Consider the following 16,795-nt stretch of genomic DNA (forward strand, 5'->3'; position numbering starts at 1 on the left):
CGACTGGACCCACCCCGATGAGCGGCTTTGACCTAGAAACCCTGCGCACCGCCTGCGCAGACGGCCCCGTGGTGCGGGTGCTGATCGCCGCACATCGCGGGTCTGCCCCGCGTGAGGCAGGCACCGCAATGCTGGTCACGGCAACGGGCCAATCAGGCACAATCGGCGGCGGCACGTTGGAGTATGAGGCAATCACCCGCGCCCGCACCATGCTGACCGGCAACAAAACCCGCACCTATCAGGCCGTGCCGCTAGGCCCCGCGCTGGGGCAATGCTGCGGCGGCCATGTTGATCTGGCATTCGAGCGGTTCGACGCCAGCACCCTGCCAGACAGCCGAATCCACGCCCGCCCCCTGACCGGCCCCACGCAAATGCCCTTCTCCGTGGCCCGCGCAGTGCAGGCCGTCCGAGAAGGCCGCGACGCGCCGGTATTGCTGGAGGGCTGGCTGATCGAGCCCGTCGCCCCCGCCAAACAGCCCCTATGGCTCTACGGTGCCGGCCATGTTGGCCGCGCGGTTGTGCGCGTGTTTCAGGGGCTGCCCTTTGCCATCACATGGGTCGATGACGCGCAGGATCGCTTCCCTGCCGACATCCCCGCCCATGCCGAACCGCTGCTTGCCGCCAACCCCGCTGACGCAGTGCAACATGCCCCCCATGACGCGGTGCATATCGTGCTGACCTATTCCCATGCGCTGGACCTAGAGATTTGCCACCGCGTGCTATCAAAACCCCACGGACATCTGGGTTTGATCGGTTCCGCAACAAAAGCAGCCCGCTTTCGCAAAAGACTGTTGGAATTGGGCCATAACGCGGCCACAATCTCTCATCTAAACTGCCCTATTGGCGACAGAACTCTTGGCAAGGAACCTGCTGCGATTGCCATCGGGCTTGCATCTGAACTTTTGCAGTTGCGAAATAACGTAACGCAGCTTACCGAATCGATAGCATGAACACCCTTCTGGACATTTCTGGCCTGCGAAAGGCGTATCCCGGCGTTGTTGCAAATGACGACGTTGCCTTCGACATCGCCCCTGGTGAAGTACACGCCCTGCTGGGCGAAAACGGCGCTGGCAAATCGACTCTGGTCAAGATGATCTACGGTCTGGTGCAACCGGATGAGGGGCAGATGCATCTGCATGGCCGCCCCTACGCCCCCACCTCGCCCAAGGACGCCCGCGCCGCCGGTGTGTCGATGGTCTTTCAGCATTTCAGCCTGTTCGAGGCATTAAGCGTCCGTGAAAACATCGCGCTAGGGTTGGATGAGGCAATCGCCCCCCGCGTTCTGGCCGACCGCATCCGGTCCGTAAGCAAGGATTACGGCCTGCCGCTGGACCCTGACCGCCTGATCGGTGACCTCAGCGTAGGGGAACGTCAGCGGGTCGAAATCGTGCGCTGCCTGCTACAGGACCCCCGCCTGCTGATTATGGACGAGCCGACATCGGTCCTGACCCCGCAGGAGGTCAACATCCTGTTCGATACCCTGCGCCTGCTGTCCAAACGCGGCGTTGCGATCCTTTATATCAGTCACAAGCTCGACGAAATTCGGGTGCTATGCGACCGCGCCACGATCCTGCGTGGTGGTAAGGTGGTTGCAACCTGCATCCCACGCGATGAAACGCCACGTTCGCTGGCCGAGATGATGATCGGCTCCACATTGGCCGACCCACCCCTGCGCCGTGCGGTTCCGGGGCGAACCCTGCTGAAGCTCACGGGCCTTAGCCTGCCCACCCATGATCCGTTCGGCGTGTCCCTACAGGGCATCGACCTGACGCTGCACGCGGGTGAGGTGACAGGCATCGCCGGTGTCGCGGGCAACGGTCAGGATGAATTGGTTGAGGTCCTGTCAGGCGAACAACTGGTTGAGCCGGGCATGATCCGTCTGGACAATACGCCGGTCGGTGGGCTTAGCCCGAACCGCCGCCGCAGCCTTGGCCTGCTGACCGCGCCCGAGGAACGCTTGGGCCACGCCGCCGCACCGGATATGAGCCTGACCGACAACACCATGCTGACCGGCCGCGTGCGCCAACGCCTGTCCACGCAGGGCTTTCTGAAATGGAACGTCGCCTCGAATTTCGCGCGGGCCGTGATTAAACAGTTCGACGTGCGCACACCGGGGGTGGATACCCCTGCCCGCGCGCTGTCTGGCGGCAACCTGCAAAAATTCGTCATCGGGCGCGAGGTCATGCAAAAGCCTCGCGTGCTGGTGGTCAATCAGCCGACATGGGGCGTGGATGCAGCCGCAGCCGCCTCAATCCGGCAAAGCCTTCGCGATTTGGCCGCCGCTGGCGCCAGTGTTTTGGTGATTTCGCAGGATCTGGATGAGCTTATGGAAATGTCAGATCAGTTCGCGGTTATCGCGGGCGGTAAACTCAGCCCGACCCGCCCCGCAGGCAGCATCAGCATCGAGGAAATCGGCCGCATGATGGGCGGAGGAGACGCAGCATGATCCGTCTGGAACCCCGCTTAACCCCCTCCCGTGCCATGGTCTGGGGCACGCCTGCATTGGCGGTTCTGGCCACGATGATCGCAGGCGGCATTCTGTTTGCGATGCTGGGCAAAAACCCGATGGAGGCGATCTGGACGATCTTCGTCGATCCCATCCTCGACCCCTATAGCCGTGATGAGCTGTTCGTGAAGGCCGCACCGTTGGTCCTGATCGCCATCGGCCTGTCCTATGGTTTCCGCGCAGGCGTGTGGAATATCGGGGCCGAGGGGCAATTCATCGTCGGTGCGATTGCCGGTTCCGCCGTCGGGCTGGCCTTTTACGGCACCGAGGCAATCTGGCTGCTGCCGCTGATGGCGCTGGCCGGTATGGTCGCGGGCACGTTGTGGGCAATGATCCCCGCATTCCTAAAGGTCCGGTTCAACGCGAACGAGATTTTGGTCAGCCTGATGCTGGTCTATGTTGCCGATCAATTGCTGCGCGCGATGGTCGCGGGGCCGCTACGCAATCCGGCTGGATTCAACTTCCCCGAAAGCCGCCTGTTTCATGACAGCGCGGTGCTGCCGCTGCTACAGGGCTTCCCCGGATTGACCGAATATACCCGCGTGCATGTCGGCGTGCTGATCGCATTGCTGCTGGTGCCGCTGGCATGGCTGTTGCTGCGCAAACACCTGCTGGGCTTCAACATTCAGGTCATGGGGTCAGCCCCCCGCGCGGCGCGGTTCTCGGGCGTGAAACCGGCGATGATTATCTATGTCTGTCTGGGCCTGTCCGGCGCAATGGCCGGTCTGGCCGGTTTGTTCGAGGTCGCAGGCCCCGCCGGTCAATTGGTGCCTGCGCTGCCACAGGGCTACGGCTTTACCGCGATTATCGTGGCCTTTCTGGGCCGCCTGAACCCGCTGGGCATTCTGGCGGCGGGCTTGGTCATGGCGCTGACCTATATCGGGGGCGAAAACGCGCAGCTCGATTTGGGCCTGCCCCGCGCCGCGATCAGCGTGTTTCAGGGAATGCTGCTATTCTTCCTGCTGGGACTGGATATTCTGGTGCGCTATCGGGTGCGCTTTGGCAAGCGGGGGGCTGCACAATGATGGAAGTCATCGGGCTGAACGCCGACGTTACGATCCAGCAATCGCTGTTTTATATCCTGACAACCCTGCTGCCGATCATGGTGATCGCGGCAACGCCACTGGTCCTCGCCTCGACGGGTGAGCTGATCGTGGAAAAATCCGGTGTGCTCAACCTGGGGGTTGAGGGGATGATGGTCATGGGCGCCGTGATCGGGTTTATCACTGCGGTGGAGACCGGCACCCCCGTCGCGGGCTTTATCCTCGCTGCTGTTGCGGGTGGATTACTGGCACTGATCTTCGGCTTTCTGACCCAAGTATTACTGAGCAATCAGGTCGCCACCGGCCTTGCCCTGACGCTGTTCGGGCTGGGGCTGGCCGCGCTGATGGGGCAGACCTATACCGGCATCCGCCCGCCACAAACCGCGCGCATCGACATCCCGTTTGTGTCCGACGCACCTGTGCTGGGTCAGATGCTGTTCTCCTATGATTGGATCGTCTATTTCGCATTGGCACTGGTCGGCGCGGTCTGGTGGTTCCTGAACCGCACCCGCGCGGGGCTGGTCCTGCGCGCGGTGGGCGAAAACCACGATGCGGCCCACGCGCTGGGATATCGCGTCATCGCCATACGTCTGGCCGCCATCGCATTCGGGGGGGCCTGTGCAGGCATGGGCGGGGCCTATCTCAGCCTTGTCCGCGTACCACAATGGTCCGAGGGGATGACCGCCGGCATCGGCTGGATCGCATTGGCCATCGTGGTCTTTGCCAGCTGGAAACCGGGCCGCGTGATTATCGGCGCATGGCTGTTTGGCGGCGTGACGATCCTGCAATTGAACATTCAGGCGGCGAATCTGAATGTACTGGGCATCGCGGCCATCGTGCTGGCGGTGGTGACGATCGGCATGATTGCGCTGAACCTGCGCAGCATGACCGCGAAAAACTGGATACGGGTGGCATTTCTAGGAGCGCTTGCCCTGCTAAGCTGGGCAATGGCATTGACTTGGCCCGCATTCCGGCTCGACTCTGCATACCTGTCAATGACACCTTATTTGATGACGATCGTGGTTTTGGTGGCTATCTCTGGCGACCGTACACGCGCGGCACTTAATGCACCGGCCTCACTGGGTCGGGTGTTCCACGCCTCCAGCTAAACGAGGGGCGGTCGGGGACAACCTCAACAACTAGGAGATACCTATGAAACTTCTCAAAACACTCGGGCTGGCCACGGCGCTGACCCTCGCCACTGGCGGCGTTATGGCACAAAGCGACGATCCCCTGTCGGTCGGCTTTATCTATGTTGGCCCGATTGGCGATTTCGGCTGGTCCTACCAGCACGAGCAAGGCCGTCTTGCCATCGAGGAGCACTTCGGCGACGCCGTAGAAACCACCTATATCGAGAGCGTCCCCGAGGGCGATAGTGAGCGTGTCATCCGCCGCATGGCGCAGGACGGCACCGACCTGATCTTCACCACCTCGTTCGGCTATATGACCCCGACCCTGCGCGTCGCTGGCCAGTTCCCCGAAACAATGTTCGAGCACGCAACCGGCTATCAGCGCGCCGATAACGTGTCGGTCTATTCCGGCCGTTTCTACGAGGGCCGCACCGTTCAGGGTATCCTCGCCGGTCACATGACCGAATCCAACGTGATTGGCTACATCGCGTCCTTCCCGATCCCCGAGGTTATTCGCGGCATCAACGCGGCCTACCTTGCTGCGAAATCCGTAAACCCTGACGTCGAGTTTAAGATCGTGTGGGTGTCCACATGGTTCGATCCGGCCAAGGAAGCAGACGCCGCCAATGCCCTGATCGAGCAAGGCGCCGACGTCATCATGCAGCACACCGACTCCACTGCGCCAATGACTATTGCAGAGGCAACATGGGACAATCTGGGTGAGGACGAGACCGGCATTTACGCCTTCGGTCAGGCCTCGGACATGCTGGAATTCGGCCCGAATGCGCGCCTGTCCTCGATCATCGACAACTGGAACCCGTACTATATCGAGCGGGTTCAGGCAGTCATGGATGGCACATGGGAAAGCGCAGATTCCTGGCACGGTATCGGCCAGGGCACGACCACCATCGGCGCGTTCAACATTAACATCCCCGAGGATGTCGCGGCTGAGGCACAGGCAGCTCTGGACGCAATCGCGGCTGGCGAACTGCACCCGTTCACAGGTCCGGTTAACAAGCAGGACGGCTCCGTCTGGCTGGCTGAGGGTGAGACCGCCGATGACGGCACCCTGCTGGGCATGAACTTCTACGTTGAGGGCATCGAGGGCGCGATCCCGAATTGATGCGCCCCTAGCGAAATGATCAAAGGCTCCGGATATCCTCCGGGGCCTTTTTTATGGCCGCTCTCAGGACGGGCTGTCGTGCAGAACCGCATCCGTCAAAACGGACTTCCCGTTCCGCTCATGCCGCCACGCAAACTGCGACTGCCGCTTGCTGCATGGGATCTCACGCGCGCCCGAGGGCACGAACCCCTCCAGCACCATATCAGGAAACAGCTCGACCATCTCCTGACGGGCATCGTCGCCTAGGCCGCGAATGGCCATCGGGCCGAAATAGAAACTCTCGGTCGGGGCACCCTCGGCAAAGACGACTTCGTGCTGGTCCATCACCAGATGGAAATATGTCACCCCCGTACATCCCGCCATTTCCGAAATTCCGGGCAACTGGGTCAACTTCTTGGCCGAGATCAAAACCTCGCTCTCACCAAACATCCGCTGCACAATCGGGGAGTTCGCCAGAAACCGGTGCTGCGGCGACACCCGCAAATCGCGACACGGCATCCCCTGCCCCAAGGCACCGGCCTCAATCAAAATGGGGCACAGCTTGGGGCGTGCAATCAGTTCAGCCGCGGATAGATGCCGCTGCAAAACCAGGCGCAGAGGCTGATAACCGCGATCCAATGTTCGGATCATATCGCCAGTGACCAAATCCTGAACGGCAACCGGCCCACGTTGTGTTGCGATCACGGTGCCCGCAGTGAAGCAGGCAACGTAATCATCATACAAGTTGTTCATCTGGTGCGACGTACGTTCAGTATTGAACGTATAGGTCGTGCCCGGCGTCAACAAAACGGTAGACGCAATCCCGTCCACTTCACCCTGCTGGTATCCGTCGCCGCCGAAATGGAACGACGTAACCTTGTGCCCGTTCGCCGTGTTAATCAGGTCATAGGCGGTATTGATTGTTGTCCCGTCGGCAAAGCTGTTGCCGTCGATTGTGACGGCCCCATCCAATGACTGTGTTCCGTCAACCTCGTCAAATACCGCCTCATCATCATCGACCTTGATCAAGGTGGGCGTCGCGCCAGCCTTGAGAGTCAGTGAGAATGTCGGAGACCCAGCAGCTTGGGCGCCGGATTCAATGGGCAACCCACTGACGAAATCACTGGGGCTGTATACGTAGAGGTAATACATGTGATCACCGTTAGCGCAGGGGTGTTAGCACAACAAGTTTCAAAACGATTCAAAAGCGTATTATATTCATGCGCCGAAAATATCTTTTTGCATACCACCCAACATCTTAGCTAAATTCTATGCGATCATAGGGTCTTAAACACCCCACTCTCTCGCGCCGTGCCCAGCAGTCTAAAAATCAGGCAATTATTATTCTCCTCGGTAGACAGAAAATGTGACCGTCTGCGTTAAATATAAGACACACAAAATCACTACGAGACACGACACAATGACAAAGCTCGCCAGCTTGGCCACCGCCCTGATGCTGCTGCCTATCGCCACCACCGCCCATGCGGATGAGGTCGAGATTTATTTGACCGATATGCTGGACAACACGCAGATCGGCTACTGTCTCGATATCGCGAAGGCACAGGAATATGATGCTGATCCCGCCGATGGTTTGCAGGGGCACACATGCTACAGCAACCTTGGCGCACTGGGTGTCGATCAGACATTTGAGACGGAGCAGTTCAGTGACGGCACGCTCTACATGCCCAAATTCGATGTCTGCGCCAGCGTCGCCTCGACCCAGGCAGGAACGGCTATCGACCTCGCAACCTGTGACGGCAGCGATGCGCAAAGCTTCAGTTTCTCGGGTGAGGGCACTATCACGCCAGCCACTGCGCCCGACATGTGCCTGACCCTCGCCACTGACACCCGCAGCGGCCGCAGCGATACGAACCAGATCAAGGTGCTGTCGCTGGAAACCTGTGACGCGGATCTGGCCGCCTATCAGGAATGGGCCGTCCGCGGTCTTTCCGACTAAGCGGTCTGGCCAACCAAGCGGCTTGGCCAACTAAACATATCTGGCGCGGTTAACCTTTGCCCCGCGCCAGACCTTTGCCAGCCATAACGCAGCCCGATAGCAGCCACAGGGCAGCCATCCCTTTTCGCGTTAACCTTTGACGGAACGGGTCGTGGCTCTTGCCCTCGGGCCGTCGCGTCAATATGCCTTTTCCCTAAAGCAACGCGCATAAGCCACCTTGAGGGAGCCACCCATGAGTATCGACAAATCCCGCCTGCCCTCCCGCCACGTGACCGAGGGTCCAGCACGGGCACCACACCGCTCGTACCTGTACGCTATGGGTCTCAGCGAGGAGGAAATTCACCAGCCTTTGGTTGGTGTTGCAACCTGCTGGAACGAGGCAGCCCCCTGTAACATCGCCCTGAACCGTCAGGCGCAAAGCGTTAAGCAGGGCGTCAAGGTGGCGCGCGGCACCCCGCGTGAATTCACAACCATCACCGTGACCGACGGCATCGCCATGGGCCACGAGGGCATGCGCTCCTCGCTCGCCAGCCGCGAAGCCATTGCAGATACAGTAGAATTGACGATGCGCGGCCACGCCTATGACGCGATTGTCGGTTTGGCGGGCTGCGATAAATCCCTACCGGGCATGATGATGGCGATGGTTCGCCTGAACGTGCCATCGGTATTCGTCTATGGCGGCTCGATCCTGCCGGGCCGGTTCGAGGGCAAGGACGTGACAGTTCAGGACGTGTTCGAGGCCGTAGGCCAGCATCAGGCGGGCAACCTGTCCACCTGCGAGCTGGAAAAACTGGAGGCAGTCGCCTGCCCCTCCGCCGGTGCATGTGGCGGTCAGTTCACCGCAAACACAATGGCCTGCGTGTCCGAGGCAATCGGTCTCGCACTGCCAAACTCCTCGGGCGCACCGGCCCCATACGAGAGCCGCGACCAATATGGTGAGGCATCCGGCCAAGCCGTTATGCGCCTGATCGAAAAGAACATTCGCGCCCGTGACATCGTCACACGCGAGGCACTGATCAACGCCGCCCGCGTTGTGGCCTGTACCGGTGGCTCGACCAATGCCGGTCTGCACCTGCCCGCGATTGCGCATGAGGCAGGCATCGACTTCTTCCTTGAGGACGTTACCGACATCTTCCGCGACACGCCTTACTTCGTGAACCTGAAGCCGGGCGGCGACTACGTTGCCAAGGATCTGTACGAGGCTGGCGGCGTTCCTGTTGTGCTCAAGGAACTGGACAAGGCTGGCCTGATCTATCGCGACTGCATGACCGCCACCGGCTATTCCATCGGTGAGGAAATCGACAAGGTTACCCGTCAGGCAGATGGCAAGGTCATCCACGCAATCGAAACGCCGATCAGCAAAACCGGCGGCGTTGTCGGGCTAAAGGGCAACCTCGCACCCGAGGGCGCAATCGTAAAGGTCGCCGGAATGGAGGCGCAGCATCAGCGCTTCGTCGGCCCTGCGCGTGTGTTTGAATGTGAGGAAGACGCCTTCGCAGCCGTGCAAAAGCGTGAATATGAGGAGGGCGAAGTCCTCGTCATCCGTAACGAGGGCCCATCCGGCGGCCCAGGCATGCGCGAAATGCTGGCAACCACCGCTGCCCTGTCCGGTCAGGGCATGGGTAAGAAGGTCGCGCTGATCACCGATGGCCGCTTCTCCGGCGCGACACGCGGTTTCTGCGTGGGTCACGTTGGTCCAGAGGCCGCGAAATGCGGTCCGATTGCCCTGCTTCGCAACGGCGACATCATCACCCTGGACGCGATCGAGGGCGCTATCTCCGTCGATCTGACCGATGAGGAGCTGGAGCAGCGTAAATCCGAATGGGCTGGCCCTCGCGACACAATCTACGCATCCGGCGCGCTGTGGAAATATGCGCAACAGGTTGGCGACACTTACAAAGGTGCCGTCACCCATCCGGGCGCAAAGATGGAAAAGCATGTCTATGCCGATCTCTAACCTGATCAAGGTTGCGACGATTGGATTGCTCCTGCTGCTCGGCGCGTGCGTCGAGCAGCAGGAGGACTATGTGGCTGAGGATCCGGTGGATGGCAGCAGCGAAATGCGTCGACTGGCCCTTGAACGCGACGGCCAGCTGGTCGTCATCGTGCCGCCACGTGGTTTTTGCATCGACCCCGACAGTACGCATGACGCCGCTGTTTTGGCCGGTGATTGCACTGCATTGGGCGTGCGACCGCTTGGCCCGCCCTCCTCAACTCTCGCACTAATGAGCGCGAGCGTCAGCGATGCAGCCCTGCCCGGCAGTGGTCGATTGCGCGCGCGGATTGCCAGCCTAGAGGTTTCCCTACAGGCGGGCCGTCTGACGGCGTTGCTGACACAGGGGAACAGCGACGCGCACCTGATCAAAACACGGTTGAGCGGCGACAGCCTATATGCCCTGATCGAGGAACCGGAACGCGGCGCCTTTGACGGGGCCAGCAGGCAATATTGGCGTGTGTTGAGCGAGGTAAACGAACGCATGATTGTTCTGACCGTCCGCGCCCTGGATACCTATTGGCCCGGCGAGGAGGCTCTGCTGGAACGCGCCATCGCCTTCCGTGAAAGCATCCGCCGCGCCAATTCAGCACCGGTTTAATTCATATGGGCATACGTCTTCGCGGATTAACGGGTGCTCTGGTCCTACGATTGGCCACCAGAATACTGCGAAGACGCCACCGCCGCTTGATGCGCGTCCGTGACGATGTGGCGGGCCGCTGGACACGGCAGGCGCGCAAGCTGGGGCGCGTTGCGCGACAATTGGAAATGGATGGCAGCATCCGCAGCGGCATCGCCCAGCATCGGCCGGAGTTGCTGCCAGAGGACGCGGAGATCCTGCACCGGCCCAGCATTTTGCGGGTTCTGCAAACCCCCTCAGGACAGGTTTCACCGGCAACCGGCACAGAGCTGTCCGCCGATGTCAGCGTCCATCACGACATGTCACCACCGCGTATTGTGGCGCATCAAATGCCACGCTCGCAGGGGCGGCATGAATATGCGCTGGATATCTGGAACGTGCGGGGCAACTTCGTCTCGCTGGCGTTGGCCCTGCCGCCCGAACAGGTTTCGCGCATCGGTAAGGACGACCTGATCCGCGTGGATTATACCATCGCGCTAGAGCAGCAATGCGACGTGTTTGCGCGGCTCAATCTGGCGCATGGGCCAAATGTGGAACAGGTCATCCGGCAGTTGGATCTGCGAAAGCAGAACGATGTACTGGAATTTGACGTGCATTACACCGCCTTCGACCCGACGCGAGCCAAGGAAATCTGGATCGATCTGATCTTTAACACGCGACCGCTAAATCGTGTGGTGATCCGCGATATCGTCATCTCGCGCCGCCCGCGCCTGTCGCTATAACCTGCCAGAGGATGCCATGACCGAATCTGATCACAACCGCCTCTGGCTGGATAATGGCGTGTTGCGGGCACATATTCAGGCGGGCGGATTTGTACCGCTGGAGCTGGTTTTGGACGGCGTTGTGATCTCGCGTCCCGTGCCACGCCCGATTGACCGCAAACCTGGATATATCGAGTTTGAGCACCCGCTGCCGCAATCCGCACTCTCGAACGGGATCGGCGTTTTGCTGTTGCGCAAACAGGGTGAGGAAACGCCGTTGGCCGCGCTGCCGCTGATTATCGGGGGCGGTACAGACAGCTCTATCGTGGAGGAGGTTGCGCTACTGCGCGCCGAACTGGAGCTGGTAAAAACCGTCCTGCGTGAGCGTTTGCGCCGGGACATCTGAGGCATGCGTCCGCAGGATGTTCTAACGCTACGACCACAGGGGCTGTATTGCCCCGCCGCTGATTTCTACATCGACCCGACCCGTGGTGTTGAGCGCGCTGTGGTCACCCATGGCCATAGCGACCATTGCGCGCGCGGGCATCAAGCGATGCTGGCCACCGCTCCGACAGGCGCCATTGCACGGGCGCGCCATGGTAAGGGCGCTTACGACACATTTCAGGCGGCAGAGCTGGGCGCGGCAATCCAGATGGGCGATGCGCAAATACGCTTCATGCCTGCGGGTCACGTCCTGGGCTCCGCCCAGATTACCATCGAAACGGGCGGTACGCGGGTTGTCATATCCGGCGATTACAAGCGTGCGACGGACCCGACCTGTACCGCGTTTGAGCCTGTGATCTGCGACTTGTTCGTGACCGAGGCAACATTTGGCCTGCCGGTCTATCGCCACCCGCCATTGCGCGGGGAGTTGCAAAAGCTATTCGCATCGCTCGAAACCTTCCCCAACCGCGCGCATGTGGTGGGTGTCTATTCACTGGGCAAGGCGCAGCGGATTATGGGGGAGCTGTTGGCCTGCGGATATGATCGCCCTGTTTATCTGCATCACAGCCTGATCCCGATGACGCAGATTTACCAGAATTTCGACGTGCCGCTGATCCCGTGGGAACCTGCTGCTGATATGCCCACAGAGGCCCTGCGCGGTCAGATCGTGCTGGCCCCGCCCAGTGCGGTGCAGGAGCCATGGGCGCGCTTTCTGCCCGAACCGCTGGCCGTTGGTGCCTCTGGCTGGATGCAAGTTCGGGGCCGCGCGCAAAGCAGGCAGGTCGAATTGCCGCTGATCGTATCGGATCATTGCGACTGGGACGCCCTGTGCCAGACCGTGCATCAGGTGCAGGCCGAAACCATCTGGGTCACCCACGGGGCCGAGGACGCGCTGGTACATTGGTGTCAGGGCCAAGGGTTAGACGCCGCCCCCTTACGCATTGCCGGACGCGGCGTCGCGCAGTGATGCGCCGCCCGCGTCATTGTTGACGCTTTCCCCGCAGCACCGCTTGGCCTAGAACGCTGGCAAGCCATGGGAGAAGAAACATGATCGGACGCCTAAACCACGTTGCTATCGCCGTGCCGGATCTGGACGCCGCAATCGCGCAGTATCGCGATACGCTGGGCGCAGATGTTGCCGCCCCGCAGGACGAGCCGGATCACGGTGTGACGGTCGTTTTCATCACTTTGCCCAATACCAAGATCGAGCTGTTGCACCCGCTGGGTGAGGGATCGCCGATTCAGGGGTTCCTCGACAAAAACCCGTCCGGCGGCATCCATCACATCTGCTACGAGGTCGATGACATCCTGGCCGCTCGCGATAAATTGCAGGCCAGCGGCGCGCGCGTTCTGGGCAGTGGAGAGCCAAAGATCGGCGCCCATGGAAAGCCCGTTCTGTTCCTGCACCCCAAGGATTTCACCGGCACGCTGGTAGAACTGGAACAAGCATGACCATCACATCCGTAATCGTCGTTTTCGCCGTCATCTGGTTTCTGACGCTGTTTATCGTACTGCCCATTGGCGAAATCAGTCAGGAGGAGGACGGCAACGTCGTGCCCGGCACCCCCCCCGGTGCGCCCGCGAACCTGCGGATGAAGCGCAAGATGGTCATCACCACGATCGTCGCAACAATCCTCAGCGCGATCATCTGCACGATCATCATCTCTGGCGTGATTACAATCGAGATGCTGGACGTTTTCGACGGCACTGCCTGAAGCCAGTCCGGAGGCGTTGGCCGCCTCCGGCATCATAGCTTAGGAAATGGCAAAGCCCAGCGGTGGCAGGATCAGCATATCGCCCTGCTGCTGCGCAACCTGCCCAGTCGCCGTGGTAAAATCGGCCACTCCATCCAGCACCATCGCAATTTCCCGCTGTTCACGGGCGAAGTTAAACACGCAGGTCCGCGTGACGCCCTGATAGCTGCGGGTAAAGGCCAGCACATCCGGCGGCAGGTCGTCGATGAAGCGGATATCCCCCTTCACATAGGTCGTGTCCGACTGTCGTGCCGCAATGGCAGCACGGTAATGGTCCAGTACGCTATCCGTTCCGTTACCCTGCTGATCCACGGCCAGCGGCAGGTGCGCGGCGGGAACCGGCAACCACGGCTTATCCGCATTTGTGTCCGAGAACCCGCCAAAACGCGCCTCACCCTGCCACACCATCGGGGTACGGCAACCGTCGCGCCCCTTGAACCCCGGCCAAAAGCGGATGCCGTAGGGGTCGGTCAGGTCCTCATAGGCGATATCCGCCTCTGGTAGGGCCAGTTCCTCACCCTGATACAGACAGATTGATCCACGCAGGCAGGTCAGCAGCGAGATACAGAACTTCGCCAGATGTTCCCGATCATCCCCCGGCTGCGCCCAACGGGTCACGTGGCGGGTCACATCGTGGTTCGAGAAGGAGTGACACACCCAGCCATCCGCGACCTTATCCTCGATCACCTCAATTGTGTGACGGATAAAACCGGCGGAGAATTTGTCGGCTAGCAAATCGAACGTATAGGCCATGTGCAGGCGGCTATCGCGCGTATAGGCGGCAACTGTGTCATAGCTGCGATGCTCATCCCCGATTTCACCGACGGATGACCGCCCCTCATATTCATCCAGCAATGCCCGCACCCGCTGCAAAAACGCGAGGTTTTCGGGTTGGGATTTATCGTAGAGGTGATCCTGAAATGAATAGGGATTTGATGCTTCAATAAAGCTGGACCCGCTGCCGCGCTGTGCTGGCGGATTGCTGCGCAGCTCCTGATCGTGGAAATGGTAATTGCACGCATCAAAGCGGAACCCGTCCACGCCGCGATCCAGCCAGAACCGGATTTCGCCCAGCATCGCGTCCTGCACATCGGGGTTGTGGTAATTCAGGTCCGGTTGGCTGGCGAGGAAGTTGTGCAGGTAATACTGCCGACGGGTGCTGTCCCACTCCCAACTCGGCCCGCCAAACACGCTGAGCCAGTTTGTGGGGGCGGAGCCGTCCTCGTTCGCATCGGCCCAGACGAACCAGTCCGCCTTGGGGTTATCACGCGATTGGCGGCTTTCCTTGAACCATGCATGTTGATCTGAACAGTGGCTCAACACTTGGTCGATGATGATCTTGATATCGCGCTGATGGGCCTGTTCGATCAGCGTGTCAAAATCAGCCAAGGTGCCAAACATCGGGTCAATGTCGCGGTAATCGCTGACATCATAGCCAAAATCCGCCATGGGCGATTTGAAAAACGGGCTGATCCAGATCGCATCCACCCCCAGCGAGACAACATGATCCAGCCGTTGCGTAATACCGGCAAGGTCGCCGATCCCGTCACCGGTCGTGTCCTGATACGAGCGGGGATAGATCTGATAGATCGTGGCGCCACGCCACCAGTCGGAATTGCTCATGTTTCGTCCTTCAACCAATAGTCCACGCTGCGTGCCGGCATCGCGCCGTTCCAGCCGCGCAGCGATCGCCAGTTCCCCTCGGGTGCAGTGAATGTTGTGGGGCCGTCTGCCCCGTTAATGTCGATGATGACGTCCCGCATCGCCTTGCGCAGGGCCTGCGCGTGGTGCCAATCATCAGGCTGTTTTGCGGTGCCATCAGGGCGCAACCATTCCACATCGCCCTGCCCTGTCAGCAGGCTCACCTGACGCAGCTCAGGCGTATGGGCACGGGCCTGCGCATAGGATTGCACGATAGACAGCAGTTCAGCATCCACATTGCCCCAATCGACCCAGCCGATTTCACTGTCCTGACAATAGGCGTTGTTATTGCCTTGCTGAGTACGGCCAAATTCATCACCGGCGGTCAGCATAACACTGCCCCGACTGGCCAGAAGCGTGCCAATCATCGCGGCCACATCGCGGCGGCGGGCGGCGGTGATGGCGGGATCGTCGGTCGCGCCCTCCACCCCGTTATTCCAGCTGATATTATCGTTATGACCGTCGCGGTTATGCTCGCCATTCGCCTCGTTGTGTTTGTGCACATAGGCAGTGGTGTCCCACAGGGTATAACCGTCATGAGCCGCGATGAAGTTCACAACCCGCGTTTCATCGTCCGGATAAGTATCCGATGATCCGGCAAGGCGTGTTGCCAGAACCCCCATCCGGTGTGGTTGCCCCTGCCAAAAGGCGCGCAGATCATCGCGGTAACGGTCCGACCATTCCAGAAACGGCGCGGGGAAATTGCCAACCTGATAGCCGCCCGGCCCGATATCCCATGGCTCGGCGATCAGCACCGATTTGCCGATAACCGGATCGTCGATCATCGCACGCAGCGTTTCCGCCTGTGGATCATAGCCCGCCGCCGTGCGTCCCAAAATCGGGCCAAGGTCAAAACGGAAACCGTCCACACCTGTTTGCCGCAGGAAGTGGCGCAGGCTGTCCAAGATCATGTCCCGCATGACTGGATGATCGCAGGCGATGGTGTTGCCGCAGCCGCTATCATTGACCATCACGCCGTCGATGTGGCGGTAATACTCCTGGTTCGCCAACCCGCAGAAACTGACGGTCGGGCCGCCTGTGTCGCTTTCCCCGGTGTGATTGAACACCAGATCCAGCAACACGCCGATCCCCGCCGCACGCAAAGCCGCCACGGTTTCACGCAATTCCGCCACGCCACCGGGGCATAGGCGCGGGTCCAGCGCCATAAAGGTGACGGGGTTGTAGCCCCAGAAATTGCGCAAGCCCAACGGGCTCAGATGCCGCTCATCTATCCACGCTGTCACCGGCATCAGCTCAATCGCGTCGATATGCAGCGATTTCATATGGGCGATAATCGCCGGATGGGCCAGTGCTGCGATGGTGCCGCGCAGGTCCTCGGGGATGTCGGGATGCTGGGCGGTAAAGCCCCGGACATTCACCTCATATATCAGCCCGCCATGCTGAAAAATCGGATCCGTTTCAAGATCAGGCAATGGTGCGCGCAAAACGGTCCACGGGGTGCGACCGGCGCTGTCCACGCCGAATTCACCCAGCGTCGGATCATAGGCATAGGGGGCCGAAATCTCGACCGCCCATGGGTCCACCAGCAGTTTGGAAGGATCGAACCACAGCCCTTGATCGGGGGCATATGTCCCCTCAGCGCGATAGGCATAACGAGTGCCATCGCCCGCGCCATCTACCGCATGCTCCCACCAGCCCTGATGAACGGTTGAGCGATCCATCGCGAGTCGCTGCTCCCCCGCAGGATCGTCGATGCACAACCACAGTTGATCGGCCGCAGGGGCATAGACGGCAAAGCGGGCGCCGGTTGGGGTTAAGGTCGCGCCGGGGCGAAAATCGTCTTGCATGGGCTCTCCGCTCGGA

Annotated in this window: 16 protein-coding genes; 13 read left to right on the top strand and 3 right to left on the bottom strand. The window is 60.5% G+C overall.

Annotated elements, in window-relative coordinates:
* The first annotated feature begins 17 nt into the window (after positions 1-17).
* The 5 genes from xdhC (at position 18) to CR254_RS09150 (ending at position 5,802) form a co-directional block, all read left to right on the top strand.
* Positions 18-950: a xanthine dehydrogenase accessory protein XdhC gene (gene xdhC, locus CR254_RS09130; RefSeq protein ID WP_097929561.1), complete on the top strand. Its 933-nt coding sequence runs from the start codon at positions 18-20 to the stop codon at positions 948-950.
* On the top strand, positions 947-2,446 hold the full coding sequence (locus CR254_RS09135) for an ABC transporter ATP-binding protein (protein ID WP_097929562.1): 1,500 nt from the start codon (positions 947-949) through the stop codon (positions 2,444-2,446). Before xdhC ends, CR254_RS09135 begins: the two co-directional genes overlap by 4 nt.
* Positions 2,443-3,531, top strand: coding sequence for an ABC transporter permease (locus tag CR254_RS09140; protein ID WP_097929563.1), 1,089 nt, complete (start codon positions 2,443-2,445; stop codon positions 3,529-3,531). Before CR254_RS09135 ends, CR254_RS09140 begins: the two co-directional genes overlap by 4 nt.
* Positions 3,532-3,608: 77 nt before the next feature.
* A complete protein-coding gene (locus tag CR254_RS09145) occupies positions 3,609-4,658 on the top strand; it encodes an ABC transporter permease (protein ID WP_102882795.1) in 1,050 nt (349 codons plus the stop codon).
* Between the two features lie 43 nt (positions 4,659-4,701).
* The gene (locus CR254_RS09150; RefSeq protein ID WP_097929564.1) at positions 4,702-5,802 is read left to right on the top strand and encodes a BMP family ABC transporter substrate-binding protein; all 1,101 of its coding nucleotides are present in this window, start codon (positions 4,702-4,704) and stop codon (positions 5,800-5,802) included.
* 63 nt (positions 5,803-5,865) lie between these two features.
* Here CR254_RS09150 and CR254_RS09155 read toward each other — a convergent pair whose 3' ends face one another.
* Positions 5,866-6,933 (bottom strand): Hint domain-containing protein, encoded by a 1,068-nt coding sequence (locus CR254_RS09155; RefSeq protein WP_097929565.1) that lies wholly within the window; start codon positions 6,931-6,933, stop codon positions 5,866-5,868.
* Positions 6,934-7,201: 268 nt separating this feature from the next.
* Between CR254_RS09155 and CR254_RS09160 the strand changes: the two genes are divergently transcribed.
* The 8 genes from CR254_RS09160 to CR254_RS09195 all read left to right on the top strand — a co-directional run bounded on the left by CR254_RS09160 (position 7,202) and on the right by CR254_RS09195 (position 13,231).
* Entirely contained in the window at positions 7,202-7,738 is a 537-nt protein-coding gene (locus CR254_RS09160; RefSeq protein ID WP_097929566.1) for an RICIN domain-containing protein, read from the top strand.
* Between the two features lie 232 nt (positions 7,739-7,970).
* On the top strand, positions 7,971-9,695 hold the full coding sequence (gene ilvD / locus CR254_RS09165; RefSeq protein WP_097929567.1) for a dihydroxy-acid dehydratase: 1,725 nt from the start codon (positions 7,971-7,973) through the stop codon (positions 9,693-9,695).
* Positions 9,676-10,332 (top strand): hypothetical protein, encoded by a 657-nt coding sequence (locus CR254_RS09170; RefSeq protein WP_145996732.1) that lies wholly within the window; start codon positions 9,676-9,678, stop codon positions 10,330-10,332. Before ilvD ends, CR254_RS09170 begins: the two co-directional genes overlap by 20 nt.
* A gap of 5 nt (positions 10,333-10,337) precedes the next feature.
* Entirely contained in the window at positions 10,338-11,093 is a 756-nt protein-coding gene (locus tag CR254_RS09175) for a DUF6478 family protein (protein ID WP_281252990.1), read from the top strand.
* A gap of 16 nt (positions 11,094-11,109) precedes the next feature.
* Positions 11,110-11,478 (top strand): hypothetical protein, encoded by a 369-nt coding sequence (locus tag CR254_RS09180; RefSeq protein ID WP_097929570.1) that lies wholly within the window; start codon positions 11,110-11,112, stop codon positions 11,476-11,478.
* Between the two features lie 3 nt (positions 11,479-11,481).
* Positions 11,482-12,483 carry a ligase-associated DNA damage response exonuclease gene (locus tag CR254_RS09185; RefSeq protein WP_097929571.1) on the top strand — a complete coding sequence of 334 codons (1,002 nt, stop codon included), beginning with the start codon at positions 11,482-11,484 and terminating at the stop codon, positions 12,481-12,483.
* A gap of 80 nt (positions 12,484-12,563) precedes the next feature.
* A complete protein-coding gene (mce, locus tag CR254_RS09190) occupies positions 12,564-12,968 on the top strand; it encodes a methylmalonyl-CoA epimerase (RefSeq protein WP_097929572.1) in 405 nt (134 codons plus the stop codon).
* Positions 12,965-13,231 (top strand): DUF1467 family protein, encoded by a 267-nt coding sequence (locus CR254_RS09195; RefSeq protein ID WP_097929573.1) that lies wholly within the window; start codon positions 12,965-12,967, stop codon positions 13,229-13,231. Before mce ends, CR254_RS09195 begins: the two co-directional genes overlap by 4 nt.
* A gap of 39 nt (positions 13,232-13,270) precedes the next feature.
* On the opposite strand, the gene CR254_RS09200 is transcribed toward CR254_RS09195, so the two are convergent.
* Positions 13,271-14,893: an alpha-glucosidase gene (locus CR254_RS09200; protein WP_097929574.1), complete on the bottom strand. Its 1,623-nt coding sequence runs from the start codon at positions 14,891-14,893 to the stop codon at positions 13,271-13,273.
* The gene (glgX, locus tag CR254_RS09205; RefSeq protein ID WP_097929575.1) at positions 14,890-16,779 is read right to left on the bottom strand and encodes a glycogen debranching protein GlgX; all 1,890 of its coding nucleotides are present in this window, start codon (positions 16,777-16,779) and stop codon (positions 14,890-14,892) included. Before glgX ends, CR254_RS09200 begins: the two co-directional genes overlap by 4 nt.
* Between the last annotated feature and the right edge of the window lie 16 nt (positions 16,780-16,795).

Source organism: Pontivivens marinum (genome assembly GCF_900231835.1).
Taxonomy (GTDB): domain Bacteria; phylum Pseudomonadota; class Alphaproteobacteria; order Rhodobacterales; family Rhodobacteraceae; genus Pontivivens; species Pontivivens marinum.

What these genes read in the sequence shown, in the direction of transcription:
- xdhC (WP_097929561.1), top strand. Translation starts at nt 18, where the DNA reads ATGAGCGGCTTTGACCTAGAAACCCTGCGCACCGCCTGCGCAGACGGC.
- CR254_RS09135 (WP_097929562.1), top strand. Translation starts at nt 947, where the DNA reads ATGAACACCCTTCTGGACATTTCTGGCCTGCGAAAGGCGTATCCCGGC.
- CR254_RS09140 (WP_097929563.1), top strand. Translation starts at nt 2,443, where the DNA reads ATGATCCGTCTGGAACCCCGCTTAACCCCCTCCCGTGCCATGGTCTGG.
- CR254_RS09145 (WP_102882795.1), top strand. Translation starts at nt 3,609, where the DNA reads ATGGTGATCGCGGCAACGCCACTGGTCCTCGCCTCGACGGGTGAGCTG.
- CR254_RS09150 (WP_097929564.1), top strand. Translation starts at nt 4,702, where the DNA reads ATGAAACTTCTCAAAACACTCGGGCTGGCCACGGCGCTGACCCTCGCC.
- CR254_RS09155 (WP_097929565.1), bottom strand. Translation starts at nt 6,933, where the DNA reads ATGTATTACCTCTACGTATACAGCCCCAGTGATTTCGTCAGTGGGTTG.
- CR254_RS09160 (WP_097929566.1), top strand. Translation starts at nt 7,202, where the DNA reads ATGACAAAGCTCGCCAGCTTGGCCACCGCCCTGATGCTGCTGCCTATC.
- ilvD (WP_097929567.1), top strand. Translation starts at nt 7,971, where the DNA reads ATGAGTATCGACAAATCCCGCCTGCCCTCCCGCCACGTGACCGAGGGT.
- CR254_RS09170 (WP_145996732.1), top strand. Translation starts at nt 9,676, where the DNA reads ATGTCTATGCCGATCTCTAACCTGATCAAGGTTGCGACGATTGGATTG.
- CR254_RS09175 (WP_281252990.1), top strand. Translation starts at nt 10,338, where the DNA reads ATGGGCATACGTCTTCGCGGATTAACGGGTGCTCTGGTCCTACGATTG.
- CR254_RS09180 (WP_097929570.1), top strand. Translation starts at nt 11,110, where the DNA reads ATGACCGAATCTGATCACAACCGCCTCTGGCTGGATAATGGCGTGTTG.
- CR254_RS09185 (WP_097929571.1), top strand. Translation starts at nt 11,482, where the DNA reads ATGCGTCCGCAGGATGTTCTAACGCTACGACCACAGGGGCTGTATTGC.
- mce (WP_097929572.1), top strand. Translation starts at nt 12,564, where the DNA reads ATGATCGGACGCCTAAACCACGTTGCTATCGCCGTGCCGGATCTGGAC.
- CR254_RS09195 (WP_097929573.1), top strand. Translation starts at nt 12,965, where the DNA reads ATGACCATCACATCCGTAATCGTCGTTTTCGCCGTCATCTGGTTTCTG.
- CR254_RS09200 (WP_097929574.1), bottom strand. Translation starts at nt 14,893, where the DNA reads ATGAGCAATTCCGACTGGTGGCGTGGCGCCACGATCTATCAGATCTAT.
- glgX (WP_097929575.1), bottom strand. Translation starts at nt 16,779, where the DNA reads ATGCAAGACGATTTTCGCCCCGGCGCGACCTTAACCCCAACCGGCGCC.